This is a genomic window from Dactylosporangium sp. NPDC049742, assembly GCF_040674675.1.
Lineage (GTDB): Bacteria > Actinomycetota > Actinomycetes > Mycobacteriales > Micromonosporaceae > Dactylosporangium > Dactylosporangium maewongense.
In genome coordinates, this window is record NZ_JBFANF010000001.1 from 1 (window position 1) to 26,014 (window position 26,014).

Annotated in this window: 20 protein-coding genes, 1 tRNA gene and 1 pseudogene; 10 read left to right on the plus strand and 12 right to left on the minus strand. The window is 67.7% G+C overall.

What is annotated here, in order from left to right; translation table 11 throughout:
• The first annotated feature begins 696 nt into the window (after positions 1-696).
• Complete coding sequence (locus AB0J72_RS00005; protein ID WP_363392553.1) at positions 697-1,509, plus strand: hypothetical protein; 813 nt, start codon at positions 697-699, stop codon at positions 1,507-1,509.
• 267 nt (positions 1,510-1,776) lie between these two features.
• On the opposite strand, the gene AB0J72_RS00010 is transcribed toward AB0J72_RS00005, so the two are convergent.
• The 5 genes from AB0J72_RS00010 to AB0J72_RS00030 form a co-directional block, all read right to left on the minus strand.
• A complete protein-coding gene (locus AB0J72_RS00010; protein ID WP_363392556.1) occupies positions 1,777-2,547 on the minus strand; it encodes a hypothetical protein in 771 nt (256 codons plus the stop codon).
• Positions 2,548-2,941: 394 nt separating this feature from the next.
• On the minus strand, positions 2,942-3,187 hold the full coding sequence (locus AB0J72_RS00015) for a hypothetical protein (protein WP_363392559.1): 246 nt from the start codon (positions 3,185-3,187) through the stop codon (positions 2,942-2,944).
• Positions 3,188-3,457: 270 nt separating this feature from the next.
• On the minus strand, positions 3,458-4,111 hold the full coding sequence (locus tag AB0J72_RS00020) for a DUF3592 domain-containing protein (protein ID WP_363392562.1): 654 nt from the start codon (positions 4,109-4,111) through the stop codon (positions 3,458-3,460).
• Positions 4,112-4,328: 217 nt separating this feature from the next.
• The gene (locus tag AB0J72_RS00025; protein WP_363392565.1) at positions 4,329-6,038 is read right to left on the minus strand and encodes a hypothetical protein; all 1,710 of its coding nucleotides are present in this window, start codon (positions 6,036-6,038) and stop codon (positions 4,329-4,331) included.
• A 369-nt stretch (positions 6,039-6,407) separates the two neighbouring features.
• Complete coding sequence (locus AB0J72_RS00030) at positions 6,408-7,178, minus strand: transposase family protein (RefSeq protein WP_363392567.1); 771 nt, start codon at positions 7,176-7,178, stop codon at positions 6,408-6,410.
• A gap of 174 nt (positions 7,179-7,352) precedes the next feature.
• On the opposite strand from AB0J72_RS00030, the gene AB0J72_RS00035 reads away from it, so the two are divergent.
• Positions 7,353-8,303 (plus strand): hypothetical protein, encoded by a 951-nt coding sequence (locus AB0J72_RS00035; RefSeq protein WP_363392570.1) that lies wholly within the window; start codon positions 7,353-7,355, stop codon positions 8,301-8,303.
• A 555-nt stretch (positions 8,304-8,858) separates the two neighbouring features.
• On the plus strand, positions 8,859-10,040 hold the full coding sequence (locus AB0J72_RS00040) for an FAD-dependent oxidoreductase (protein WP_363392573.1): 1,182 nt from the start codon (positions 8,859-8,861) through the stop codon (positions 10,038-10,040).
• 358 nt (positions 10,041-10,398) lie between these two features.
• On the opposite strand, the pseudogene AB0J72_RS00045 reads toward AB0J72_RS00040, so the two are convergent.
• Together AB0J72_RS00045 and AB0J72_RS00050 are read right to left on the minus strand one after the other, a co-directional pair.
• A pseudogene (locus AB0J72_RS00045) lies at positions 10,399-11,049 on the minus strand (IS6 family transposase); the annotation flags it as partial.
• Positions 11,050-11,337: 288 nt separating this feature from the next.
• On the minus strand, positions 11,338-12,459 hold the full coding sequence (locus tag AB0J72_RS00050) for an SMI1/KNR4 family protein (protein WP_363392576.1): 1,122 nt from the start codon (positions 12,457-12,459) through the stop codon (positions 11,338-11,340).
• 1,117 nt (positions 12,460-13,576) lie between these two features.
• On the opposite strand from AB0J72_RS00050, the gene AB0J72_RS00055 reads away from it, so the two are divergent.
• From AB0J72_RS00055 to AB0J72_RS00065, 3 genes are all read left to right on the plus strand, one after another.
• Positions 13,577-14,731 carry an IS110 family transposase gene (locus AB0J72_RS00055; RefSeq protein WP_363393909.1) on the plus strand — a complete coding sequence of 385 codons (1,155 nt, stop codon included), beginning with the start codon at positions 13,577-13,579 and terminating at the stop codon, positions 14,729-14,731.
• 191 nt (positions 14,732-14,922) lie between these two features.
• A complete protein-coding gene (locus AB0J72_RS00060) occupies positions 14,923-15,369 on the plus strand; it encodes an ankyrin repeat domain-containing protein (protein WP_363392579.1) in 447 nt (148 codons plus the stop codon).
• Positions 15,370-15,938: 569 nt separating this feature from the next.
• A tRNA-Ile gene (locus AB0J72_RS00065) sits at positions 15,939-16,012 on the plus strand.
• 250 nt (positions 16,013-16,262) lie between these two features.
• Here AB0J72_RS00065 and AB0J72_RS00070 read toward each other — a convergent pair.
• The 3 genes from AB0J72_RS00070 to AB0J72_RS00080 form a co-directional block, all read right to left on the minus strand.
• Entirely contained in the window at positions 16,263-16,730 is a 468-nt protein-coding gene (locus AB0J72_RS00070) for a hypothetical protein (protein ID WP_363392581.1), read from the minus strand.
• 193 nt (positions 16,731-16,923) lie between these two features.
• Entirely contained in the window at positions 16,924-17,952 is a 1,029-nt protein-coding gene (locus AB0J72_RS00075; RefSeq protein ID WP_363392584.1) for a hypothetical protein, read from the minus strand.
• Positions 17,953-18,158: 206 nt separating this feature from the next.
• Positions 18,159-18,413 carry a hypothetical protein gene (locus tag AB0J72_RS00080; protein WP_363392586.1) on the minus strand — a complete coding sequence of 85 codons (255 nt, stop codon included), beginning with the start codon at positions 18,411-18,413 and terminating at the stop codon, positions 18,159-18,161.
• A 164-nt stretch (positions 18,414-18,577) separates the two neighbouring features.
• Here AB0J72_RS00080 and AB0J72_RS00085 point away from each other — a divergent pair, with 164 nt between their 5' ends.
• From AB0J72_RS00085 to AB0J72_RS00100, 4 genes are all read left to right on the plus strand, one after another.
• Entirely contained in the window at positions 18,578-19,771 is a 1,194-nt protein-coding gene (locus tag AB0J72_RS00085; RefSeq protein ID WP_363392588.1) for a hypothetical protein, read from the plus strand.
• 1,380 nt (positions 19,772-21,151) lie between these two features.
• Positions 21,152-22,546 (plus strand): group II intron reverse transcriptase/maturase, encoded by a 1,395-nt coding sequence (gene ltrA, locus AB0J72_RS00090; RefSeq protein WP_363392590.1) that lies wholly within the window; start codon positions 21,152-21,154, stop codon positions 22,544-22,546.
• 526 nt (positions 22,547-23,072) lie between these two features.
• Entirely contained in the window at positions 23,073-23,441 is a 369-nt protein-coding gene (locus AB0J72_RS00095) for a lipopolysaccharide assembly protein LapA domain-containing protein (protein ID WP_363392593.1), read from the plus strand.
• A gap of 242 nt (positions 23,442-23,683) precedes the next feature.
• Complete coding sequence (locus AB0J72_RS00100; RefSeq protein WP_363392596.1) at positions 23,684-24,175, plus strand: DUF5994 family protein; 492 nt, start codon at positions 23,684-23,686, stop codon at positions 24,173-24,175.
• A gap of 215 nt (positions 24,176-24,390) precedes the next feature.
• On the opposite strand, the gene AB0J72_RS00105 is transcribed toward AB0J72_RS00100, so the two are convergent.
• Both AB0J72_RS00105 and AB0J72_RS00110 read right to left on the minus strand, forming a co-directional pair.
• Entirely contained in the window at positions 24,391-24,894 is a 504-nt protein-coding gene (locus AB0J72_RS00105; protein ID WP_363392599.1) for an ATP-binding protein, read from the minus strand.
• Between the two features lie 544 nt (positions 24,895-25,438).
• Positions 25,439-25,831, minus strand: a complete 393-nt coding sequence (locus AB0J72_RS00110) for a DUF5994 family protein (protein WP_363392602.1) — start codon at positions 25,829-25,831, stop codon at positions 25,439-25,441.
• Positions 25,832-26,014 lie beyond the last annotated feature (183 nt).

Below are 26,014 nucleotides of genomic sequence, written 5' to 3' on the forward strand. Positions count from 1 at the left end.
GTTCATCCCGCGAGGCGTATTCTCGGCGGGATGATCAGCGTCAACCCACGCCTCGTCCGAGACGACAAGCCGGTCGAGCGGGCGACGTCCCTCGCCAGCGCCCGACCACATGTCACGACGGGTAGCCGCCGGACAACAGCCGGCGCGGCAGGACCGCCGCCGCGTCACCGTCCCAGGGACAAAAGCAGGGGCGCCACCGGCCATGACAGCTGGTGACGCCCCTGTTGATGCCGCGCGCCCGAAGGGACTCGAACCCCTGACCTTCTGATCCGTAGTCAGATGCTCCGGGCAGAATTCTACTTTTACATCGTCTCACGGAATCGTGTCGTTTCGCAAGGGCTTTTTACTCGAACGGTGCGGCGCGTATCCGCAGGTCCACGCGATCTCCCTGTCCGTCGGCGCAGCCAGCCTCGCGGGCGCTCGACGTCCGTGCTGGTTTGGTGCGGGTTGTGCTCGACGGTTGCGCTACGTCCGATCACGCTAGGAACACATCGCGATCCCACGACCGGTCCGCGTCGAATCGCAACCGCCCATCCGGCATGGCCGCGGACGAGACGATCCACGAGACGTCGGCGATGCCCCGACCGGCCATGATCGGGTGATCGGGTGATCGGGTGAGCACACATGCCGATGTGCGAGCACGTGATCTTGGCCAGTTGGGTGATTCTGTCCGTGGGACTGGCGTACCGTGCGCCGGTGGGATTCTTCGGGACGTTCGTACTGGCGCAGTCGGACCGCCTCCTCACCGATGAGGAGGCGGTGCTCGGCTTCGGATATCAGCATGAACATCTGTACGAACTCGGCGAGGGATGGCAACTGCTGGAGACTCGGGGTATTCGGGACCCGCAGGACTTCGCTGCCGCCAGTGAGCAGTTCGTCGCCGCCACCGGTGCCAGCGTGTTGGCCGCGTACGTGAACGACAGCGACTGCATCGGCGTCCACGGGCGGACACCCGACGGCTGGACCACGTCGTTCCACCTTCCCGTCGACGAGGCGCCGTGCCCGTACCGGCACCGCCCACCACTGGGGCCGCGAACGAGGGAGGCTGTTGCCGCCGATCTCGAGCAGTGGGCGGGTGCCGTCGGGCTGACTGCTGTCCCGGAGCAGGTTCGGGCCATCGCGGCGTACGACTATCGCGGCAATTCCGGCTGGGGCCACGAGCTGCCGCTCGAACTGCTGCCGGCGCTCGGTTTGCCCGAGTCCGCCGAACCAAGCCCAACTGTGATCGACCTTGAACAGCTGCCGTGGTGCGCATTCGTCGGTTCAAGCGGTCTGGCACGGCAGGCGTCAGACCGCAGGAGCTACCGCGACAGCCGCACCGCACCGGACAGCGGAGTCTTCGGCCCGGAGCGCGAATGGGAACGCGCAGCAATCGCGCTTGAGGCCGACATCTGGGCCGTCCGGCATCGCCAGAACTCCGACACCACGACCTTACGAGAAGACGCCGAACGGCTGCTCGATGCCTGCCGAAAAGACGAGAAAGCAATGGTGTACCGCTGGCGCAGCTGAACTCCCGGCCGTCATCGACGCCGTTTCCATCCAACGCCCCGCAACGCGCCGCTCCGGACGAAACCTGCGTCACCGAGGGAAGAGGCCATCCGCCCGAAGCTGGGCACCTTTACCTCTACGCAGCTCGAGAGTGTCGGGCGATCATGGCATCCGCACATGCCGCCGTCCGTGTGGTGACTCGCTGATCGACTATCACGCTTCGTAACGGTCGAAACGGGGCGGATCGGTGGGTTGGGTACGTACCACGTGCCGAGCTGGCGGCGCGGTTCAGGTCGAGCGGTCCACGCGAGGTATGACGGCGTCGATGGGTTGAGTCGGGCCGTTCTGAGCCTCGTACCAGTCAGCGACGTTGAAGACGCAATGACAGCTGCTGCAGATCGCATCGCCGAATAAGTACGTCAATCCGTCCGCCAGGACCGGATTGCGGCAGGCGATGGCGGTGTCGTACATCCATCGACGGAACTCGTACAGGCTCGCAGGTGGCGCCGGCCGCAATGGTTGACGCAGGATATCGCCCTCTCCGTCGTCGCGGATCGCAGAGTAGTGGCCGTAGTCGCCGATTACGATCATGAGCGGCGTCTCGCACTGCGGGCAATGAATCTGGTAGTGCTCGTCGGTGTAGTCGAGGCTGATCGTCGCCCAGAATGTGTAGCCAGCGAACGCGCATGTGGCCTGGAACGCTCGCAGCAGTTGGCCGCCGGACATGCTCGGCAGTCGGCACGCGGCCAACTGGTGCAGGGCGGCAAGGGCTGCCGGGTCCGCCCGCACGAGATCGTCGTCCCGGTGGTACCGGTGGAGCGTCATCACGATCATTGCAGCGAGATCGATCGCGTCTGTACGGTGTTCCGCTTCGCCAGACTGCGCCAACGCGCTCAGCCGCGGCAGGGCGGCGAAGCCGGCCGAGTACCAGCACTCCGCCTCGACGATGAGCAGCTTGTCGAGTTGCTCCCACACGGCGGTGCTCGGCTCCCGCTCCGCCCGGTCCAGCAACTCCGCGACCTCGACACCCGGGTCCAGCAGCTCCGGCCAATCGATCACGGCTACAAGTAAACACGACACGAGACGAGTGAGCCGCCACGTTTGACCTCGTGTAGTGGCAGCGCACAGGCGTGCGCTCGTGCCGCTGTCGGCGCGTTCGCGGCTTGATCGCGTTCTCGGACATGCCGCGAATCACGCGTCCGTGTCGCCGCTGACGGTCCTGCTCCGATTTGGTCGCTTCGCCGGCCTCGTCGATGCGTTGCGAAGACCGGCCGCTGAGCTCGCACCCGTTCGCCGCGCACACATGCAACTCAAACTGGACGCCCGACCACTGATCATCCGCTACTGCGGCGCTGATTGGCGGACGCGGTCGCGGCATTCGTGATCACGCGCGAACGCCGTCCTGCGGCACCGTCCGTGACGCTGCGGTGCTCTCGCGCTGGGCTACTGCGTTTCAACTACCGATCCTGGAACGCCGCTCTCGATAGAACGTCACGACGGTGGCGGGTATGACGGCAATCAGAGCGATGAACGCCCCGGCGAAGAGCGCCACTGACCCCAGTGGCCACGATTCCATTTCTCGTCCCGCCTTCTCGGCCTGTTCGACCAGGGCACCGATCACCATCACCCCGCCACAGCACAGCAGGCCGGACAGGAGCAGTCCCGAGCAAAGCACCATCACCCACTTGCGTGGTGCCATCCCGACAGACCCTCCACGCTCCGTCGATCACAGTGACGGCAGATCTTCGCACGATGACGACGCCATGCCAAGATCCGGCAGGGCGGTCCTGTGGCTGACCAGCGGGCCGATCCGCCATCGCTACCGCAGCGCGCTCTCTGCCGCCGTTGGTGCGTGGCGGCCGGTCCATGCACGTCACAGCGAGTGACCAGCGCGGCGAGACCAAACTTCCTGCCCTGCCGATGTGGGCGCACCTGATCGTGATTGGGCGGCGGGCCGGTTGATCGGGCCTCACGCTCGCCGGTGCTCGCGATGCGGAATCGATCGGAACGCCGTGGCGACCCAGATGCCGAGACCGCCGACCAGTGTCATGAAGCCAGCCGGTATAAGGAGGTAGCTGGTGGCGAGGTTCGAGTCGTCGGTGTTGCCGTCGTTGGTCACGAATTCGTCGGGGTCTTGCGGGTCAACCCAGATCCGCAGCGTCGGCCCAGGTGGTTCGGCGCACCCGCCGCTGCCGCCGCATCGAGTCTGGGACGAATACCGCACGCCGTTGTAGGTGTACGTCAGCCTGATGTAATCTGCCGCTGCGTTGCTGCGCTGCTGCGTGGACCAACTGGTGATCGAGGCGTCGACGGCCACTCCGGTGGCACGCAGCCGTTCAGCTTTATCGTGGTTCCGCGACAACAGGATCGGCGTCCCGCCAGCGAGCGCCAGTCCCGCAACGAGCATCACGACAGCGAGCGCGAGTAGCCCCCGGTTCGGCCGTATCCGCTGATCGCCTCGGCCGTTCATGACGACATACAGTGCAATGGTGCAGGCTGCCACGGTGCAGGGATCACAAACAACGCCACGATCGACCTCCTGCCACGACGGTAGACCGTTGCTGCAATACGCGCTCATGCCGCTGACCAGGCGCGCCGGGCTACCGGACTCGAACCGGCTCATACCTTGCGGTCGTTAGCAAAAAGCTAGTAACGGACTTTCCCATCCGCCTTTGCCCGGCGCACCCGCCAAGCGTACTTGCGACCGCCGGATGCATGTCGGTTCCGAGCCACGCTCACATGCCGCTGACGGCGCGTGCCGCCCAGCCGTTGCCCGCCACAGACGGTAACCGCCTCGTCGAGATCAAGGCGCACTGTCCTGCCGATGAGTGCTCAGCTGATCAAGGTCGGACACTGGGGCTTCGGACGCTAGCCGGCTGCCCGTAGTCAGGTCGGTCCGCGACCAGCAGGGCCGCTATCGTGGTGAGCATTCGGGTCTGCGCTCGGCCGTTCGGCACTGCGGTCATGGCGGTGATCGCCCGGCTCAGCACCGGTGCGCGGTGCGCGTGCGGGAGGGCACCGGCCAGGCGGAGCAGGAGGTCGGTCCGGTCCTCGATCGGGTCGATCGTTGCTGTGGTGAGGAGCGCGGTGTGCGCCACGGCGGGCTGCCGGCTGGGTGGTAGGTGCGGCAGGATCGCGACAAGGGTTTCGACGCGCAGCTGCGGATCCAGGAGATCGGTTGCGGCTCTGACCGCGTGATCGATGCGTGTGGCGCCGAGGTGTGGTGCGATGCCTGCGAGCGCTTCGCTGCGATGTGTGTCGTCGGTAAGCGCCAGCACCGCGGCAAGGACCTCGTCGAGGCGGTCGCCGCTGAGGTGGGCGGCAAGGTGTTCGATGCCGTCGCAGAGTGCGAGCGGGTGGTGCTGCGGGTCTGCCATGCGGAATGCGTCGTTCAGCTGGTCCGGGGTGAGGTGGGGGGCGAGGACGCCGAGGCGCTGCCCCCATTGGCGGTCATTGACCTGCCCGAGCAGGGACACCGCGCTGACCGCGGCGGCGTTACGGTGCCCGGCCGGAAGGTAGGGCACCAGCCCGGCCAGTTGGTCCGCCACATACCGAGGGAGCCGGACGCCGGTCAGGGCGTCGCCGAGGCGGTGTGGTGCGAGGTATTCGGCGACCGCGGCGGCGAGCCGGTCCGGAGCTGCGTATGGGGCTACGGCGGCAAGCCACGAGTGCGTGTGGGTGTCGATGTCTGCGGCGTCGGCGTCCAGCACCAAGGCCACCTGATCTTGGTCGAGCAGCGGAAGCAGGTCGCGCAGCGCGATGCCCCGCAGCGTGTCGTAGGCGTCCGCGGCGGTGACCGCGGCGAGCGCGGCGGTGATCGCCGCCTGACGTCGTGGTCCGGGCAGGTGCGGGGCGATCCCGGCAAAGGCCCGCGCGCGGGCGCCGCCGTGGTCGATCGCGTGGGCTGCGGCCTCCACCGCGGCGAGATGCTCGCCGGTCACCACCGAGGCCAGGCCCGTCAACGTGACGGCTCGGAGGTTCCCGTCGGCGATGGCGCAGATCGTCGTGACGGTCTCGTCCAATAGCCGGCCCGACAGAAATTTCGCGACCCACGTGAGCAGGTGCGCGCGCAGCGCCTGGTCGCTGACGCCGCCAGCAGCTGCGGCGGTGATCCGCTCCAGTTGCGTTGGGGTGCACCAGGGTGCGAGGTTCACCACCGCGCTGGACATGACGAGCGTCATCGGGTGCGCGCGTTCGGTGGCCGCGGTGGCCGCCTCGACCGCCACGTTACGGTAGGTCTCCGGCAGGTGTGGTAGCAGCGAGGCCAGCCTGACCAGTCGGTTGTCGGGCGTCGGCAGGCGCAGTGTGCCGGCCAGGATTCGGTGCAGTTGCTCTGGTGTCGCCCGTGGCGCGATGGCGTCCGTGATGCGGCATCGATCCAGCTCGTCTTCGAATTCGAGGCCGACCTCCAACACTACGGCCAACTGATCGTCGGTCAGGTACGGCACGAGGCCGATCAGGGCCGTCGCACGGTCGGCGCTGGAGGACCGGTTCAATGCGAACGTCACCAGGCCCTGCACGGTGGTGGCGGTCTCGCCGTCGCCTGGCACGTCGGGGCGATCCGATGCTCTCACCCGGTGATCATGGTGGCTGCGCCGGCTGATGCCAAGCCCGGCGCAGCCTGTGTTGGGTCAGCGGCCGATTCCCGATGTCCGCGCGTAGCGCGTGTGCGGCAGGCGGATCGACGAAGCCGTCATCGGTGACGGTGATCTGAGCCCGCTCCCGCAGCTACCCCCGTTGGACCGTAGTGCTAGGCAGCCGCTTCCTCGACGAGCCGGCCAGCCATTCCCACAGCCTTACCGAGCTGTGAACCCAGATCCAACAACGCTGACGGTAAGCCGCCGATCTACAAATCCTCATCTGCCGCTGGTCGGGCGCGGCAGCCCAGCGGCCAGCCACACAGTGAGCCTTTTCCAACCTCATCCCGGCTGTTCTTCGACGTGTTGAAGGACGAGGATCGCGGCGGTCAGTGCGGTGGCTTGTTGTGGGCAGCAGCGCAGTCGACGGAGGAGCCGCCAGGTCTTGAGGGTGGCGTTGGCACGTTCGCCGATGCCGCGGATCTGGTTGTGGCTGTGGTTGCAGTCCCGCATCCGGGCCGGTAGGTCGCGGCCGTAGTGTGGCACGCCGATCGCGCCGCCGGCGCCGCGATATGCCTTGTCGGCCAGGGTCGCGACGGCGGCGCTGGTCAGTGCGGCGATGATGCCGTGGGCGCGGGCGGCGGTCAGGTCGTGGGTCGCGCCGGGCAGTGCCGGTGACAGCCAGACGAGCCGGCCGTGCGGATCGGCGATGACCTGTACGTTCACGCCGTGCCGCTTGTGTTTGCCCGAGTAATGGAGTCGGTCTTTATGCCCGCGGAGGCGGTCGATGGCGATCAGGGTGCCGTCGAGGATGACGTATGCGAGCCGGCGGATGCGGCGCATCGCCTCGATCAGCGTCGGTGCGGTGGCGGCGAGCAGGTCGACCGCTTCGCGGATGTACCGCCAGGCGGTGGCCACGCCGATGCCGAACCCGGCTGCGAGCTGGGCGTAGGTGTCGCCGCTGCGGAGGTGGGCCAGGGCGAGGAGGGCTTGCCGGCCGGGGTCGAGGCGTCGCCACCGCGTACCCAGCGTCTGTCGATGGTTGCGGATCAGGGTGGTGAGGTGGTTGAGGCTGCGGGTAGACAACGAGATCGCCGACGGGTAGGACAGCATCGAAAGGCTCCGCGGGAGGGCAGCGTCCTGGTCGATTGCTGTCTTACTGGGGAGCCTCTCCCCGTCTTGCCGCCAGCCTATGTCCTTCCGACGGCACCTCGCCTGACCAGCAGGATCAGACAGATTTACCTCCACGAGCAAGCCGACCCCTGTCTTGAACCGAAAGGACCATCAATGGTCAGTGAGCGGAAGCCGCCGACGGTAGTGAAGGCGATGCTGTGCGGGCGGGCGCCGCTGGGTGACGAACAGTTCGCCGGGACCCTGCGGGGATGGTTCGAGACCACCCTCGCAGGCCCGGCTGGCCCGTTGTGGCAACGACTGATCGCCCGGCCGGTCCAGCCGGGCGACGCCACCAGCGTGACCGGCTCCTCGGTGAGCGACGCCACCTGGTCGCCGAAGCGATACGCCGGCGAGCCTGGCGAGATCTGGGCGGAGTACGGCTTCATCCCGGAAGGGCAGGAGGAAACCGTCGGCGTGCAGCCGTTCACGTTGGCAGGCTGGGCCGACTGCCTCGACAACGTCGGCGTCACCACCGGCACTGCGGAGCTGAGCGTCTTCGAGCTGCAGCGCATGGCACATTTCGTCACGCCAGGACCCCCGGGGATGTTCGTCTCCGCCTCGGTCGACACCGGTGAAGACGGCGCCTTGTGGTACAGCCTGTACCTGACGAGCCCGGCAGAGTGGGCTGGCGCCCTGCTGCCGGTGCTCCGGGCGGCGGCGCAGAGCGGCAACCCGACGTACGGCGAGATCTCCTACGCGGCCAGATTGCAGCAGTCGGCTCGCGAGGTTGCGCTCAACCAGGACGGCGACGCAGAGCTGTTGTCCTCGGAGCGTTCAGCTCGTGGGTACTCGTGGCTGACGGTGATCGCCCAGGATCTCGGTGAACGTCTGGGCGGCGTCGAGGCGCTGCGTGACAGCGGGGCCTTCACCGAGGTCGAGGCGATGCCCGGTGGCGGGTTCTGGTTGCTCGCCACCGACCGGATGGCTGACTACGGACCGGATCAAGCAGACCGCGTATTCAGCGCGCTTCGACCCGTCCTGGATCTCACGAAACCCCCCGAGGCCGAGCGATTCTACGATGAGCCGCGGCTGCTGGCGCCGAAGGATCTCGGCCTGGCGTCGTAAGACTCCACGGAAGGAGTGTCCTTTAGTCGATTGCTGTCTTACCGGGAGCCTCTCCGCGTCTCGACGCCGTGCATGCCCTTCCGACGGCACCCACCTGACCAGCAAGATCAGGTTGGAAAAGGCTCCATGGCTGCGGCCCGGACGGCTCGGCAGAAGTTGGAATTCCCGGATCCGTCTGATCGAGGACGGCGACCGAATTCGACGCGTCCGTCAATCCCGCAACGCAACGGCGCCCTGCAACAGCGTCCGATGGAAGACCACAGGCTTCTCCCTCGCCGACGGCGGCTCGGCTGTCGAAGCTGTCGTCGTCGCACAGCAGCTGTTCCGCGGTCGCATTTAGCGCCTGTGGCGACCGGCGGGGCGCTGGACGCGACCCCACCGCATTCCGTGAGCGCCCACAGCCCGCAACGCATCGACCGGCTGGACGCTCGGATACGTGCGTTTGCTCCGGTGCGGATCGGGGAGAGTTTCCCCCTACGCAACGCGGTCGCGGACAATGGGCCCGATGTGGACCAGGCCCTGTCGGTGATCGGACGGATGTTGGAGGGCTGAGGTGTGGAAACGGACGTCTGCGTCGTGGGCGGCGGCCCGGCCGGGCTGGTCCTGGCACTGCTGCTGGGCCGGCGCGGGATCCGCACGGTCGTGCTGGAGAAGCACGAGACGTTTCTGCGCGACTTCCGCGGCGACACGGTCCACCCGTCGACGCTGCAGCTGATGGACGAGCTCGGTCTGGGTGAGCGCCTGCACGCCCTGCCGCACCGCATTATCCGGCAGTTCCGCTTCACCTACCCCGTCGGCTCCTTCCAGCCGGTCGACTTCACCCGCCTGCACACCCCACACCCGTACGTCATACTCCTACCCCAGTCCGACTTCCTCGAACTGCTGGCCTCCGAGGGCCGTTTCGAACTCCTCCGGCGACACGAGGTACTCGGCGTGCGCCGCTCGGGAGGGCGGATCGTCGGCGTCGACGCCCGCACACCCGACGGACCACTGCGGGTCGACGCCGCGCTAACGGTCGCCTGCGACGGCCGCCATTCAACGGTACGAAGGGATCTCGCCCTTCGCTCGAAGGTCTTCGGCACACCAATCGACGTGCTGTGGTTCAAGCTGCCGAGGAACGACGACGACCCGGTGGGGCTGGTCGGTCGGATCGACAACGGCCGACTGCTCATCGGCATCGACCGCGGCAACACCTGGCAGATGGGATACGTCATACCGAAGGGCAGCGACGACCAACTACGCAGCCGGGGCTTGGCGGCCTTCCGCACCGGGATCGCCGCCGGGGCACCCCACCTGGCCGACCGGGTCGCCGAATTGACGGACTGGGATCAGATCAAAAAGCTGACGGTACGGATGGACCGCCTGTATCGCTGGCACGTGCCAGGTGCCCTGCTCATCGGTGACGCCGCGCACGCGATGTCACCGGTCGGCGGGGTCGGCATCAACCTGGCGATCCAGGACGCGGTCGCGGCGGCGCATGTGATCACGGCCGCCTTCGAGCGAGGCGCCCCACCGACCGAGGACGAGCTCGCCGCCGTCCAGCGCCGCCGGACGTTCCCAACGAAAGGCACGCAGCTCGTCCAGCGGGCGCTGCAGCGCGCCGTGCTCGCACCCGCGGTCTCGGGCCGCCCGACTCGCCCGCCCCTGCCACTGCGGATCATCGACCGGGTACCTGCCTTACGCGCACTCCCCGCGCGGCTGATCGGCATCGGCCTCCGCCCGGAACACGCCCGCTAAGTCAAGATCCACACACACGCAACGACCCCCGACCCGGTGAGTCTCGATCGCCGCCAGCCGCGGCTGCCGCTCACGGTGCACGTTCTGCGCCTACAACGCCGACCTCCCCGGCGGCGGATGGCTGCAACTTTCCGTCCCCGCCGTGGTGAACGACATCGCATTCCTGCACCACCGCACCGGCGCGACCGCCTTCGCATTCACTGACTCCGACTTCGGTGGCACCCGCAAGCACTGCCATCGCCCGCGCCGTCACCAGGCTCGGAGCGCCGTGGTCGTCACCAACGAACCACATCGCCGCGATGCCGTGGTAGACGCGCTGCGCGTCCCTCTGCGGCGTCCGTACCAGCCTGGCCGCCACGAGCTCGTAGTGTCCGCAGCGAAGGTTCCGCATGAAGGCGTGTCCGGCGATGATCGTCTGTGCGGTCCGGTCTGTGCGCAGCCCGCGCATCGGTCTGAGCCGGTGTTTGAGCTGGCTATGATCGGCCTCAATCGGGTTGTTGGCGTACCGCTCGACGTGATGCCACGCCGACGGGACCAGTTCATCGAGCACGGCCGGGTACACCTGCGCCGCGTCGGTGACGACCTCGCTCGACGTCACCTTCAACATGGCCAACGCCCGGCGGAAAAACCTCCGCGATGCAGCGGCGTCACGCCGGGCTGAGACGAGCACGTCGATGACCTGGCCGTACTGGTCGACGGCGCGGTGGACGTACCGCCAGACACCGCCGACCTTGATATACGTCTCGTCGACGAACCACCTATCGCCAGGCGAATGCCGACAGAACCTGGCCGCGTCGGCCAGCAGCGGCGTGAACCGCTGCACCCACCGGAAGATCGTCACGTGGTCGACCTCGACACCACGTTCGAGGAGGAGTTCTGCGACGTCGCGGTAGGAGAGGCCGTACCGCAGGTACCACCGGACCGCCACCATGATCGCCTCTGGCGGGAACCGGAACCCGACGAATGCGGGCTGCGATGGCGAGGGCGGCCGTCGGCTTGGAAGCTTCACTGCTCAAGCCTGCCGCGATCTTGCCGATCGGCGAACGCAACAGAGCCGCGCAGTCGTCCCGGCAGGGACCGGATTGCGTTCAGCCCCGACCGCGTCGCCCGGCCACGGACGACGCGGTCGGTGGCGTGCATGCCTCGGCCGGCCGACGCCGCTGGCCGCCGAGCGATGCTCGCACAGGTCCGGACTGCTACGGGATGTTGTCGTTTCGGTGGCGTTCGATGCATCGACTGGAGCTCAAAAGGACGAGTGATTTTCGTACAAGTCGTCCAGATACGACGGTCGCGGGCGTCAGGGCAGCCGGTCGGCGCGCAACGCGCGCAGCTGCCGGATTCTCAACGGAAGCTGCCGCCCCCACAGCGCATTGAGGACCCCGGAGAGGCTCTCGGGTCCGTCGACGAGGACGTCCGTACCCTCAACCAGGCGAATCTGAATTCGAGGGCTACTCCTGTCAAGACCATCGGTGGCGGCGCGTAGGTTCGAACTCAGCGACGCGATCCGGTCGGCGAGGGCAGCGGTGCCGAGGCTGGCGTAGCTGTTCAGAACCACAGGATCGAAGGCGGCCGTATTGTCGTACCGCAGGTCGGCGGCTGCACCCGGCATGCCGACCAGCGCGTTGGCAACCTCGCTCAGCAGCTCGGTGTTGCGGGCGACGTGCGCGGCGATCAGCCCGGCGGACCAGCCACGGGCCGGCGGTGAGAATCCTCCCTGTCGGAGCTCGGCGACGAACTCTCCGTATCGCTCCTGCAGCATCGGACCGTTGACGAACGCGCTGCCGCCGCGGTACCAGCGGAACCGCGGTACGTACCAGGTCAGCGTGCCCGGCGCTTCGATCCAGGGCAGGCATCCTGCGACCGGCAGGTCGAAGGTCACTCCAGTCGCGATCTCGGCGACCATCGCCGCCACGCCCGGCCAGACCACAACGTCGGACGCGCCGGCGTCGCGGTAGAACAACCGGAGGCAGCCGTTGGCCGGCCCTGGTCGCAGATCCGCGAAGACGTAGTCCCCACCGCGGTCACCCGCGATGGGCAACCACGACGGCAGCCACGCGAACCGGCAGGCAGACCCGGCTGGCTCCTGCTCGGCGTCGGCCACCAGTGCGTCGAAGCGCTCCGGGTCGTCGTGTCCCACGGCGGCGTTCCACCCGTCGAGCAGGATCTCACGATTCTCCAGGGCGGCTCGGGTGGAGTACGGTGAGTGGTGCGGTGGGATCAGACTCAGGGTGCCGTCGACGCCGTCCATCGCACGCCACCAGGATGCGAGGTCGCCGGGTAGGCTCCGCCCGACCGCCGTTTCCACCGCGCGCAGGTCCTCGTTCCGCGCCGGCGGCCGCAGCTGCGACACCGCACCCGGCATGGAACGGTCCAACCAGGCCAGCACCATGCCCAAGGCCGTGCCGCCGTCCGCCATCATCACCTCATCGTCGCAGGCAGCGCACGCAATGCGTGACGTATTGTCGGCACGACCGCGTGTTGTGTCGACAGTGGTGAGAGGTCGGCGGTTACGTCAGGCACGTTCGTTGCGGCGTCAGACCGACAATCTTCCATCCGCTCACCCCGCCTGGTGCGGCGTCAAGGTGGCCGACCACACAAGCATCGCCGACCCGAACCCCGTACAACAGAGCGCCGGTAGGCGCGGCATCGATCCTAGAGGCGAGTCGTGCCACAGCATCAACGAATCCCCGCTGGCGGAGTGCGTTCTGGACCGCGGCGGCTTCCGCTGCCGTCGGTGCGTGGTTCGCCGGCGGCTGGCCGCATCCCGCGACCTGTTCGCAGTAGGTAGCGGTGTCGACGATTGCAAGGATCGAGCGCAGCACCTCGTCGCTCACCGCCGCGTCGGGCAGCGCCTGCCGGGGATCAGCGCTTCCAACCGCGGCGCATCGGGGTCCGTCCGCGGGCGCGGGGCCGATGTGGATACACGAAACGCCGCCGGCCTCCCATCGCCGGACCGGCCACCTTCACTGTGGCGGTCGCCGGTGAGACGGCGTTCTGGCTGGATCTGAACAATCCCCGCAACGACGGCCTACCCGTCGGCGTGGTGCCGGTCGTCGAAGCCCTTGGAACTGGGGGATCAGGACTGGTATGCGCCTGCGCTCGCGCTGGCCGAAATACTCACAGGCGTCCGGCTGACCGATGAGTTTCTTGCTGGCACGTTCACTGTCCTGCTGCTGGCGAAGGAGTAGTCACGTCCGCACGCGCGGGTCCTGGTCGCTGTCGCGTACCTCGCGGCCAACTCCGGTAGTGTCGCTGCTCGGCCGCATGATCGAGTGCGCGGTCATCGGCTACTTGTTTACTTGGATCTACGACCTCAGCCCGGCCAGGCTGGGTCGAGGTGATCAGCGGGTCGCTCTCATCATCGGCTGTCCACGGCATGTGGGTGTGACTCTCATTTGGCCTGCGCCCGCTGGTCACCGTGGCAGGGAGTGGCTCAAGAGGGGTTTGCCCAGCTCGAAGTAGCGTTGCCCTCCTCGCCAGTCGTCCACAGTGTACGAGCGAGGAGGCGTAAGCGGATGAGTCGTGTGGTGATCGGGATGGACCCGCACAAGCGGTCAGCCACGATCGAGGTGATCGACGAACGCGAACAGATCCTGGCGAAGGGCCGGTACGGCACGAACACCAGCGGCTACGCGCGGATGCTCGAGGCCGGCCGCCGGTTCGCGGAGCGGACATGGGCGGTGGAGGGCTGCGCCGGGATCGGCCGGCACGTCGCCCAGCGCCTGGTCGCCGACGGCGAGACCGCCATTGACGTGCCCGCCAAGCTGTCAGCGCGAGTGCGGGTGTTCGACACCGGGCAGGGCCGCAAGACCGACCCGGTCGACGCGCACAGCGTTGCCGTGGCCAGCCTGCGCAGCCCGGGACTGCGCCGGGTCCAGGCTGATGACACGGCGGTCGTGCTGCGCCTGCTGGTCGACCGTCGCGACGAGCTGGGCCGGGCCCGCACCGAGACCGTCAGCCGGATCCACCACCTGCTGCTCGAACTCGTCCCCGGCGGGGCGAAGAAGTTCCTCACCCGTGGCCAGGCCAGCTACCTGCTACGCACCGCCCCGGAGCCGATCGGCATCGTGGCGCAAACCCGTCACCAGCTCGCCCGCGAGCTCATCGACGAACTCACCGCCATCGACGCGAAAATCCGCACCGCGGACAAGCAGCTGCGCGAGGTCGTCACCGCGGCCGGCAGCAGCCTCACCGAGCTCAACGGCATCGGCCCGTCCGGAGCCGCTCGGCTGCTCGGCGACGTCGGTGACATCAACCGGTTCCCCACCGCAGCGCACTTCGCGTCCTGGAACGGCACCGCACCCATCGAGGCATCCTCCGGCGATCAACGCCGCCATCGGCTGTCCCGCGCCGGGAACCGGCGCATCAACCGGGTCCTGCACATCATGGCCATCGTCCAGCTCCGCCACGACACCCCGGGCCGGGCCTACTACCGCCGGCGGCTCGCCGAGGGCAAAACCACCATGGAAGCCCTGCGCGCACTCAAGCGCCACCTGTCCGACGTGGTCTTCAAACGCATGACCCGCGACGCCAAAACCGCTCGAGCTGGGGCGGCGGGCCCAGCAGGACAACCGGGAGCGACTCTGCAATCCAGCGCGGCCAGCCCAATCCCGACAACTGACACTTCGGACAAGTCACAAACCGAACCCGCCGCCACCCAGCCTAAAACATTCGCCGCCCCAACCCCTTGACCTAGAGGGGAGCCACGACAGCAAGCTTCGGTCACTACGAGCCAATGACGGTCCGTGACGAGCGCTGGCCGACCCCACGGCGACCGCGCACCAACGGCGGCAGAGGGGTGCAGTGATGGTTGCGTGGGCCGCGGCGAGTCGACCTACTCGGGCGGAGTATGCGGTCGACCGTTTGCTCCACAATGGGTGGCGTGAAGCTGCGCCGGCGCAAGAAGTTGCAGCAGTACCTGGTGGAGGCGGCGGGTTGGGCCGATGCCAAGCAGGTGGCTGCGCTGTTGCGGGCTGGCGCCGATCCGAACATGGCCGACCGCGGCGGGAGTACGCCGCTGTACCGGGCCAGCGTCCAGGGCATGGCGGACAACGTCCGGGTGTTGCTGGCGGCCGAGGCGGATCCGAACCTGGAAAGCGGTACGGGCGAGGAAGGCCTACCGCTGTGCGGTGCGGCTTGCTGGGGGCACGCCGCCACGGTGCGGGAGCTGTTGGCCGGCGGCGCTGACCCGAACTTGCGGGAGGACGACGGGCACGGGCACACCGCCGCTGAGTGGGCCGACATCGGCGGGCATCGCAGCACCGTCGAACTCCTGCGCGCCGCCGGCATGACACCCTCGCCGCAACCTACGGAGCGCGCCGCAGGATAGGCGTACGGACGGTGACTGCCACCGCTGGCCGACTGTGCCGCGTCAGCGGCATGAGCGGATGCCAAGGTCAACTTTCCAGGCAGCGTTATAGATGGTCCAGGGGCGGGCTTGCTGTTGTATCGGCGCGACCACGAGTCTGGCCGGGTCCAGACGCTGCACATCGAAGCGTGACGGTCGACCTCGCGTGGGTCGCTTTCGTACCGGCATGAGCGTGATCGGCGCGAGCCTGACGTGCAGGCCAATTGCCAGCGGATACTCTGGTCGGGCGTGCCGGGCAAAGGCGGATGGGAAAGTCCGTTACTAGCGTTTCGCTAACGACCGCAAGGTATGAGCCGGTTCGAGTCCGGTAGCTCGGCGCGCCCGCTCGGCGGCATATGCGTGCGTCTGCAGACTGGCTTCCGCGGAGCCGTCGACTATGCTGCAGGCGTGGTGACTGGGCCTCAGGATGCACGCGGCCGGGCGGTCGTCCGCCCCTGCCGTTGCATATCCCTGGACGTCGGCATGCCCGTCGCACGCTTCCCGATGGTCTAGACGTTTGACCATTCCGGGCACTCTCGCGGCCGGGCCCTGGGGCAGTAGCTCAGCCGGTGAGAGCAGCGTCCTTATAAGACGCCGGTCGCGGGTTCAAGTCCCGTCTGCCCTACTCATCCATCTCGGACCACCGCAGCCTGGCCGCTCGGCGATCGGATGGCGGCACGGGTCACGGTAAAAGAGCGCGGCCGCGCGGGTCGCGGCAGATGTTCGCACGTGACCTTGAAGGTCACGCGGTTTGCGGCGCTGCGAGGGGCGTGCTGAGCCACTGAGCTTCTGAGGCGCTCCGCAGTCGGCCCTCAAGTGGCCGATCGCGGGTTCTTGCGATCGACGGCATTCGGTCCGGGCAGGAACTGACGCGATCAATCCCGGAGGTAGGGTGGTCTCGTCGGACGAGGTCGGTCTGCAACCATTTCGAAGGCAATATGCTGCGTGGCCATCGCGGCATCTTTGTCCTGTCGTTGAGCGCCCCTGATCGAGTCGTAGGACTCCACGCCGTCGTCGCCGCTGGAGACGGTCACCATCAGTTGGTGCAACGCGTTGAAGCCCGTTTGTGGTGCTCCCAACAGGTCGCCGGCCCGAACCGGGCGATTGTAAGGAGGCTGGGTGAGCAGGTCGATCGCCGCTGCGAGGTCCGCCTGCTCCGCGTCGTCTCTGGCCACGACGTTCCAGACGAGGACCGCATCGGGGTCGCAGTCCCAGCAGACGATGTCGGCTCCCGGGTCCTCGACTGCTGCGCAGAAGACGTCCCGATCCTGCCCATAGATCTCCAGAATTCGTGCCGCCCGGAGCGCGACGGCGACTCTCTGGGCAGGACTCCGATATTCCACAAGACCTCCGGCCGACTGGACCTCAACAACCGAAGACTATCGAGGATCGGCACGGCGGGCAGGGCCAGCGCAGACGGATTCGGCAACCGGCGCCCACCAGTTCCGACGCCAGGACACTCGATCGGCGGCATGAGCGGAAACGTGATCAAGCCGCGCGTAGCGTGCGCGGTGGGCGGATATGTACTCAATCGGTTCAGCGGCGCTGGGCGAGATGCTCCCGCAGCCCTGCCGGCCACAGCTCCATTTCCCGGTCGACGAAGTCCTCCGCATCGTTCGGTGACCCTTCGATCCGGTGCAACTGCGGCTTGTCCAGCGTCCGGCCTGGCAGCACCACGTGCTCGAGTTCGGGCCGGAATGGAAAAGTCCAGTGTGCGAGCCGGCCGCGTGCCTGCCCGTCGACGACCAACTCTGACCGCGGGGACCAGCGCCATCGGCCGCTGGTGACGGTCATCTCGAGCAGGAAGCTGTCGGGGTAATCCCAACGCGCGTCGGTCACCACGATCGCCGAACCGGACCGCATCAGCATCGGCTGGGTAGTGGCCTCGACCAGAGCCACCCGGACCCGGTCGTCGACGACGGTGATGCGTCGGAGCAGTTCGGCCGCCTCGGGCGCGTCGATGTCGCCGTATGTGCCGTAGAAGGACGCGGCCATTCCCTCCCCAAGCGGCGCGTGCAGTGCCGGGATCTCCGCGGCGGTCAGGAAGAGGCGCCGCTTCACCGGCCATGCCAACGGCCCCGCCGCGCGCAGGATTCCGCCCCAGTGGGTGGCCGGAACCTGGGCCAGAAGAGCGGCGAGAACGTCGGGAGCATCCTTGTCATGCTCGAAGTAGTCGATAGCCAACCCATACGTGCCCGAATCGGCGACCGGACGGGGGCCGTGGACGAGCATGGCGGCGTACTGGCGCACGATCCAGTCCCGGAGTCGACCGCCGGAATCGTTCCAGACAAAGCGGAGATACATCAGTGCGGAGTACGACGGACGCTGCTGATGGAACAGGACCAGCACCGCCGCCGTCTCCGGTGACGCGTCGTTGAGGTACACGTCGTGGCCGTCCGGCTCGGCGGTTCCGGCGGCGACAGCGTCATCGACAGCCAGCTGCAGCTCCGTGTCGACGGTCGCGCGGTCGGTGCCGAGCGCCACGAGCTCTCGATCCCAGGCGGCACTGCCGATCGGCGGTGGGACATCGATCGCGGGAGGCAGCGCCGACACCTGCATGGACACTCGGCGAAGGCTATACGCCAGACCAATGACGCAACATGGATTCAACCCGGACTCGATCACACACTGTCATCGGCACGAGAACGCGCCTGCTCCGCAGAACCTGCCGCCGGGACGGCGTACGCAGCGTGACGATCATCGCCGAGCCGGAGCACCCGACCGGCGGCAGATGTGCGCGCGTGATCTTGTGCGCGGGAGCGAGGGCCGCGTCAGCGCAGCCCCAACTGGCCGGGTAACCGGCGGATCCAGTCACCATGGCCTCGGTCCGGATCATCCGCTTCCCACCTGGTGGCGACGCGCTCAATGGCGGCGTCGAACTCGCGGCGCTCAGCCGGTCCCATCTCTCCAAGGTGGTACGAGATCTCCTCGAGCGCGTTACCGGCCGATCGGTCGTCCTGATGCTGCTGGAGGACCGTCTCGAGGGCGGCGATGCTCGCGATCAGTGCTTCCACCACCCGATCCACAGCGTCCCTCCTTCCATTAGCGGTTAGGGCACGCTTACTGTCCCATCCAGTAGCGCACGACCCGCGGCAGCTCCGGATGACTGCGGCAAGTCGGCGAGTTTGACAACCCAGCAGCCAGCCCTGGCAAGCCCATCGCACGACCCCCTCACCGCTACGGTGTGCCGATGGAAACCCTGGCGCAGATCCGTTCCGAAGCCCCGCTCGAGCGGCTGCTCTGCCATCCCAGGCTGCCGTTGATTGCCGGTTGGGACGCCGAACGTCCGGCGATTCGGATCTGGGAGTACGCGATCGGGCAGCTGCGTGAGATCGGCGCTGTCGGTGCCGATTCGGCCGTCTATGACGCCACCGGCTATGACCGGTTCGAACGGACGCCCTCCGCCGCCTGGCATCCGGAGAAGCCGCAGCTCGCGGTAACGGACGGCGACCATACGGTCTGCTGGACCCGCGCCGGCACCTTCAGGATCGAGAGCGTTCCACCGACCGAATACCACCGCGACGTGGCGTTCAGTCCGGACGGTCGGACCCTCTGGTTGTCGCCAGCTGGCGGAGAGGAGGGCTGGGAGTCCTCCATCACGCTCGACCTGGCCTCCGGCGCAACCGCCATAGGCCCACGCTGGGATACCGGAGTTGTGACGTATCCGGGCGGTGGCCTCTTGGCCACCATGCAGAGCGATCAGGGTGCCACGCTGGTGCTCTTCTCTCGAGACACCGGGCCTGTGCTGCGGCCGATGCGCCGGGCGTTGGTCCTCGACTGCGACGGCTACGAGACTCCTATCTTCAGCCCGGACGGGCGGCAGTTCGCGGTGCGGGGCAACGCCTACGACAACTCGCTGGAGGTGTTCGACTTTCCCTCGCTGCGCCGCGTTCTCGGCCTGACACTCGGGGAGCCGAGTCCGGGATACCCGTACCCGCAAGAGTGGCTGGACAGCATGCACGCCTGGTCGCGCCACAACCTCGCGTTTGGGCCGCGTCCGGGCGTTCTCTGGATCGGGACGCCGGAGGGTGCCGTCATCGAGCTCGAGATCGACGGGAAACAGGCGACCGAACATGAGACGCTGCCCGGGTCGGCAGTGACCGCTCTGACGGCCACCGCCACAGGTGAACTGATCGTTGCCGGCCAGGACGGCACGCTTCTCGTGCTTTCGATCGGACGGGCCGGCCCAGCCGAGGCGTCAACGGCCGCAGTGACCGGCTTCCTCGCCGGTACCTCTGAGGCTTCGGCCGTCGACATGGACCAACTTGACCTCACCGACGGAACCCGAACCTGGCAGCCGGGCGATCTGGAAACTGTCACCGAAGCCTCCGAGAGTGACCCGTCCTGGCTGCAGATCCAGGCTGCCATGAACCGGATCACCTAGTCCTGGCGCCGAGGCGTTGCAACGAGTTGCGCGGCCGGCGCGCGTCGCTGCTGGGTCGGCAAAGGGGGCCACCGACCTCACGGCCTCCGCGTGAGCTGTAAGTGACCGTGCTGGCCTACTAGCTTCTCAGTAAGACACCATCCGAATATTTGAGTGATCGGCTGCGCTCATCTCGGCAGATCCGGATGCTGAGCGGTCGTCGAGTGGCGACGTTGCCATTACGCATCGTTACCACCAGCCAGCAGGCCAGTGATCTGGCTATCCTCCGAGGCCGGAGGGGACCGGACCCGGTCGTGGGCGGCCTAGCCCAGTGCATCGAATGCTCGGCCGGCGCGATGAGCCGATCGCCTCGCTCGGCGGGTTCCCTGGGCAGACCGGCATCCGTGACCCCGAGCATGGCAAGATCACCGAGGCATGCGGCGGGAAACGATCTTCTCGTCGAGGTCTGGAATCCGGCCGAGGTCAGAAGCCTGGACAACCCTGCTGAAGAACGGTTCGACCACTGGCTTCGCCGTCCAAGATCCAGACCAGTCGGCACGGGCCAGCACCCATCAGCACGGGCCGGTCTGGACCCTTCCGAAACAGCCGATCACTTTCGGAACACATCAGGTCCACAGTGGACGAACGATGAGAGGCGGTTGATCTACGTTTCCGCAGGTCAACCGCCTCTTAATGTTGCGCGCCCGAAGGGACTCGAACCCCTAACCTTCTGATCCGGTGCGCCGTGAGGCGCTGTTGTTCGAGTGGAGGTGCAAGACCGCCACCGTCGGCCTGTCGCAGCAGGTGGACGTAGCTGAGGGCAGCCTGCCCCGGGTGATGCCGGGGAGGGCGGGAGCAGCCCTGACAAAGCCGGGACGTGTCAGTACTGCCAGATGGTGCGGGTCCGGCGAGCGAGACGAAGAGGAGTACGCGAGGAACCGGCGTCATAACGTCCCTCAATAGGTTGCCGGCTCGAACCTGGTGGATCAGGGCCGGGGGCGGCGCTTTCCCGCCGTGCGCGTGGGCGGAGAGCTTCCGGGTCGGACAGGATCGCCGGTCCGGGAGGCCATGGGGAAGGTCTGCGGCGTACCCATGGCGATGCCGCAGGGACAAAGTCGGGCTCCTCCTTCGACGAACGAGCAGCAGTGAACACGGGAACCACCCGGCGCGGTTCCCGTCCGGTCGGCGGCCAGCCGACCGGACGGGATAGGCGCATCGACCGCTCAACGGGCCGGGTGGGGCGGAGCCGCCGTAGTACTCGGCGCCGGGGAAAGCCCGGCACATGGGGAAGGGCGGCAGCGGTTACGCGAAGGGACGGAGACTGCAATGCCGCAAGACGCGCCGCCGAACAGCGACGCTCCACCCGAACAGGTCCTCGGTCCGCATGGGTGGGTAGCGAAGATGCAGGCCAAACTTCACCGATGGGCGGCGGCTGATCCTGGCCGCCGGTTCGATGACCTGTTCAACCTCGTGCACGACCCGGCGACGCTGCGGTTGGCGTTCGACCGGGTCGCGGGCAACCTGGGCGCCCGCTCCCCCGGCGTCGACGGCCTGACCGTCACGCAGATCGAGGAGACCCTCGGGGCCACCGGGTTCCTGAACGACCTGCGTGCCCAGCTCAAGGCGGGCACGTTCCGGCCACTGCCAGTGCGGGAACGCAAGATCCCGAAGCCGGGCGGGTCGGGCAAGGTCCGCCGCCTCGGGATACCGACGGTGGCGGATCGGGTCGTGCAGGCGGCGTTGAAGCTGGTGCTGGAGCCGATCTTCGAGGCCGACTTCCAGCCGGTTTCCTACGGGTTCCGGCCCAAGCGGCGGGCGCAGGACGCGATTGCCGACATCCACCTCTACGGCACCAACGGGTACCGGTGGGTGCTCGACGCGGACATCGAAGCGTGTTTCGACTCCATCGACCACACGGCGTTGATGGACCGCGTCCGGGCGAGGATCAAGGACAAACGCGTGCTCGCGCTGGTGAAAGCGTTTCTGAAGGCCGGGATTCTCACCGAACTGGGTGAGCGGCAGGACACGCACACCGGCACGCCGCAGGGTGGCATCCTGTCGCCGCTGCTGGCCAACATCGCGCTGTCGGTGCTCGATGAGCATCTGACGGCGCCGTGGAAGCCGGGCGGGACGATGTCCACCAGCGCACGCCGCAACTACCGGCGCAGCAAAGGGTTGCCGACGTGGCGGCTGGTCCGTTACGCCGACGACTTCGTGATCCTCGTGCACGGCACCGAGGACCACGTGCACGCGCTGCGCGAGGACGTCGCGAACGTGCTCGCGCCGCTCGGGCTGCGGCTGTCACCAGCCAAGACCACGGTGGTGCACATGAGCGACGGGTTCGACTTCCTGGGGTTCCACATCCGGTGGCGCCGCAAGCGGGGATCGAACAAGTGGCATGTCTACACGTTCATCGCCCAACGACCGATCCGGTCACTGAAGGCGAAGATCCGGGCACTGACCCACAGGACATCACAGCAGGACCTCAGGTCCGTGCTGACCAGGTTGAACCAGGTCACGCACGGCTGGGCCAACTACTTCCGGCACGCCGTGGCCAAGCACACCTTCAGCACGCTCGACACCTTCACGTGGCGACGGCTGATCAACATGCTCATGCGACGGCACCACTGGAACTGGACGGCCATCCGCAGACGGTTCACCACGCCCACCGGCAGGTGGCAACCGATCACCGCGGACGGGATCGAGCACCGGCCGATAGCGGCCATCCCCGTGACCCGCTACCGCTGGCGCGGCACCACGATCCCCAACCCCTGGCCCGCAACCGACAACGCCTAGCGACAGCAACCGTGGAGAGCCCGTTGCGCGGAGACGCGCACGGCGGGTTCGGCGAGCGGCCTGGAGAAACGGACCAGCGGCAACGCCAGCACCGCGCTCCAGGCCGACTCAACTAGGTGGCTTCGCCCCTGTGCTGGATCGGTGCCGGTTGTGCTCGACAGTTGCGGTACATCCGATCACCACAGGAACACAACGCGATCACCGCGCCCCGCCAGCCGGCGGACGAATCTCGACACGGCCGCAGCCGCCCCAGTGAGCCATTCCGCGCAAGGACGTGATCACTGAGAGCCGGACGAAGCTCCTGTCTCAAGAACCCGACAACAGTTGTTGACCCGCGATGCGCAGGTTTCTGGCATCGCTCGCGTATGTGCTGGCTACGTTGACGGCTACGCACGGCGCGCATCGGGCGGCGACAGACAGTCGAGCACATCCGACCGAACACGAGTACGATGCAGGCATCCCGGACTCGACGACATCACTTCCTGAGGTGCCCGCCATACCGGCCCACCCCCCAAAGGGGGATGTCATGTCGAACGACTTCCATCCGGCCCGAACGGTGCCCGCCAACCCGAGCGGCACGGGGCCGTTGGCTCGCCCGGCGACTCTTACCCAGCAGGATCCCACCGACCAAGCGGCCCCGCCAGCCGGCAGTATGCCCCGCACCGGCGCCGTCTGGTTCGGCATCTGCGCCGCGGCGTTGTTCCTCGTCGTATTGATCGTCTTCATGTTGCAGAACACCCGCAGCATCGAGGTCACCTTCCTGTGGATGCACGGCAACCTGCCCTTGGCCATGGCCCTGCTGGTCGCCGCTGTCGGCGCCGCGATCGTGACCATGACCGTCGGCGCAGCCCGGATCACCCAACTCCGCCGCCTCTCCCGCCGCCAGCGACGCTGAGCACGACACGCGCGCGGCCCATTGCTCCGCAACAGCCCTGCATCGTGATCGTGCATCAACGACGGACGGACGCCTGACCGCCGGCGTTCGATCCGCATCGTCGGTCCCACCTCACCGATGCGAGCCCTCACGAGATTCAAGGTCAGCTGGTGGCGGTGAAACGTCGGCACCTGGCCGGCCCATCGCATTCGCCAGGCCCCCGCATGACGGTCCGTCGTGCATGTCGTTCAGAACGGTCGATCATGCTCACCAAAGCCCAGCGTGCCACTATCACCCCTTCCGGCCCGCCGTCGTCGCCGCGGCTCCGCCTCGCCCCCACCCGCGCCGCCAGCGCCGTCCTGGACGGCGGATGGTGGCCCCGCTCCTGGGATCCGGTGGCCGAGCTCCCCGGCCTCGTCGCCGCCCTCGACGCCCGGTACGGTCCGATCCGCCTGCTGATGCTCAACAGCGACACCTGGGACGTCCGCTTCCGGCGGCTGGCGATGCCCACACACGTCGTGCGGACCGGGTGGTTCGCCAACGTGGACCCCGGCATCGTCGTCGCCACCACCGAACGGGGCGACCAGATCGACCTGCTCGTCGTACCGTCGGACACCCTGACAGCCCTCGCCGAGGCAGCCATGACCGCAGCCGCGGATCCGAGCAACCACCTGCACCCCGCCGAGATTCTCAACGATCCGCCCGCCACACCGCAGCCCCGCCGTACCGGAGCCGAAGAAGCGCCCGCAAGCTGAGTCGAGGCGGCCACCGGCCTCAGGTACGGGCCCGTCCGCGCTGTTCGGCCATCCGACAGCGACCTCCGCCGCGCAGACCCCGAGACGCACCAGCACATAGCAGCCGTCGCGCATGGCGGGCACGACGCAGCGCGCCACGGCACGCCGATCGTGGGCCATGCGCCGCTCCATCAGGGAGTCTTCGCCGCTGCCATGACCGTCGGGCCGAAGGCGCCCTACAACGGCGCGGTGGACAGCTCCAGCCAGACGCACTTCCCGGTGACGGGGTGGCGGCGCTCGACTCCCCACCTGGTGGCGAGCGCCGTGACCAGTGCCAGACCTCGACCGTGCTCGTCATCGGGTTCGGTGTTGCGCAGGGCGGGCACGGCGGTGACATGATCGCAGACGGTGACGCGAAGGATCTCGCCGGCGAGGCGCAGCCGGATGGTAGTGACGCCGCCGGCGTGCAGGACGGCGTTGGTGACGAGTTCGGACAGCAGCAGTTCGGTGTCCTCCTGCAACCGGACGCATGAGCCGAGTTCGACAAGCCGCGGCAACGACCGACCCAACCAGTTGCGTGCCCGGGCCACGACAGCGACCCGCTCGCCATCAGCCGGCCGCCAGACGAGCTGACGCACTCGCCGCTGGTCACCCCGGCGTACGCCGGTAGCCTCAGGGCGAGCTGCGATCGCGGCGACCGCGTCGGGTCGTTCGTGGCCGGTTGCCGAGTCGTCGGTCATGATCCTCGCGCCTCCCTCGGCGTGATGCGCTCCACCTCTTGATACCCGCAGCATCAAGCCTCAAGCAGCACATGGCGACTGCATCGACGCCGAGGCTCACGAACGTAGATCCATTGGATCGAACGTTCGCGCAGAGCCTCGATGCCGGCTCATTCCGCAGCGCTGGTTCCGGGTTCGCCGGTGACCGTGCACCAGGAACGGGGCCGCTGCAGCGCAGCGGACGCCGACGATGGGCTGCAGCCCACGATCGCGGCTGGGACCCGTGAACTCGGCGTGCTCAGCGAGATGGCCGAAGGCCGTTCCAACTCGGTGGTCGCGGCCAGGCCCGGAATCCACTGAGAAATCTTTGAGCAAACACCTCAACAGCATCCTCGCCAAGCGCGACCTGCCGCCCTCCTGCGGCTGAGGACGACGCCGCGTCCAGGGCTGAATGGGACTCGACGCTGAGCGAAGCGGTCAACGGCCGGAACCGGCGGCCGTAGACCCTGTGTGAACTCATCGTTCGCACGTCGGCCCGCGTGGCGAGGCGTCGCGCCTCTGCCGCTTAGCGGGTCACCGGATCCGCGACCGCGTCGATCCGGCCGCTGTCGGCCGACACCATCAGTTGCAGGTCGATCCGGACGCCTCGAGCGGTCGCGCCGATCACGACGGACCGGTCGAGCATCGGTATCCAGGCGATCCGGACGCTTCGATCCGCCACGTCGATCCGGTGGGGATGGCCGTGCCAACCTTGAGGATTGAGCATGAGCAGCCTGACCGGCGCCTGGCGCGCGTCCAGCGCGCCGATGAGCGCGACGAGCTCGCCGACGCTGTCCCGGCTCCGCGGCCACCACGCACCGTCGAGTGCGGCGGCCGAAGGGGCCGGGAATGTGGTGCGCAACTCCAGCCGGGAGCCGCGGCGCCCGGTGGGGGCGGGTTCGTGAATGTCATCGGTCATGCGGGCCTTCTCTCGGGAGCAGGCGCATCCCCTCAAATGACGAGAACGGGCGATCGAGATGCTGCCCCGCGGCGATCAAGACCTGCGGGACGCGTGTGTGGCGTACGCCGGAAGCGGCTCGAGCGGACCGGTGTCATCGCCGAGCCACAGCAGGTGCTCGGATGACGACGCCGGTGTCGCCCG

Bases quoted from the DNA above. Each gene is read 5' to 3' on its own strand.
- AB0J72_RS00095 (WP_363392593.1), top strand. From the start codon at position 23,073: ATGTCGAACGACTTCCATCCGGCCCGAACGGTGCCCGCCAACCCGAGC.
- AB0J72_RS00050 (WP_363392576.1), bottom strand. From the start codon at position 12,459: ATGATGGCGGACGGCGGCACGGCCTTGGGCATGGTGCTGGCCTGGTTG.
- AB0J72_RS00105 (WP_363392599.1), bottom strand. From the start codon at position 24,894: ATGACCGACGACTCGGCAACCGGCCACGAACGACCCGACGCGGTCGCC.
- AB0J72_RS00055 (WP_363393909.1), top strand. From the start codon at position 13,577: ATGGACCCGCACAAGCGGTCAGCCACGATCGAGGTGATCGACGAACGC.
- AB0J72_RS00035 (WP_363392570.1), top strand. From the start codon at position 7,353: ATGGTCAGTGAGCGGAAGCCGCCGACGGTAGTGAAGGCGATGCTGTGC.
- AB0J72_RS00030 (WP_363392567.1), bottom strand. From the start codon at position 7,178: ATGCTGTCCTACCCGTCGGCGATCTCGTTGTCTACCCGCAGCCTCAAC.
- AB0J72_RS00085 (WP_363392588.1), top strand. From the start codon at position 18,578: ATGGAAACCCTGGCGCAGATCCGTTCCGAAGCCCCGCTCGAGCGGCTG.
- AB0J72_RS00110 (WP_363392602.1), bottom strand. From the start codon at position 25,831: ATGACCGATGACATTCACGAACCCGCCCCCACCGGGCGCCGCGGCTCC.
- AB0J72_RS00015 (WP_363392559.1), bottom strand. From the start codon at position 3,187: ATGGCACCACGCAAGTGGGTGATGGTGCTTTGCTCGGGACTGCTCCTG.
- AB0J72_RS00100 (WP_363392596.1), top strand. From the start codon at position 23,684: ATGCTCACCAAAGCCCAGCGTGCCACTATCACCCCTTCCGGCCCGCCG.
- ltrA (WP_363392590.1), top strand. From the start codon at position 21,152: ATGCAGGCCAAACTTCACCGATGGGCGGCGGCTGATCCTGGCCGCCGG.
- AB0J72_RS00020 (WP_363392562.1), bottom strand. From the start codon at position 4,111: ATGAGCCGGTTCGAGTCCGGTAGCCCGGCGCGCCTGGTCAGCGGCATG.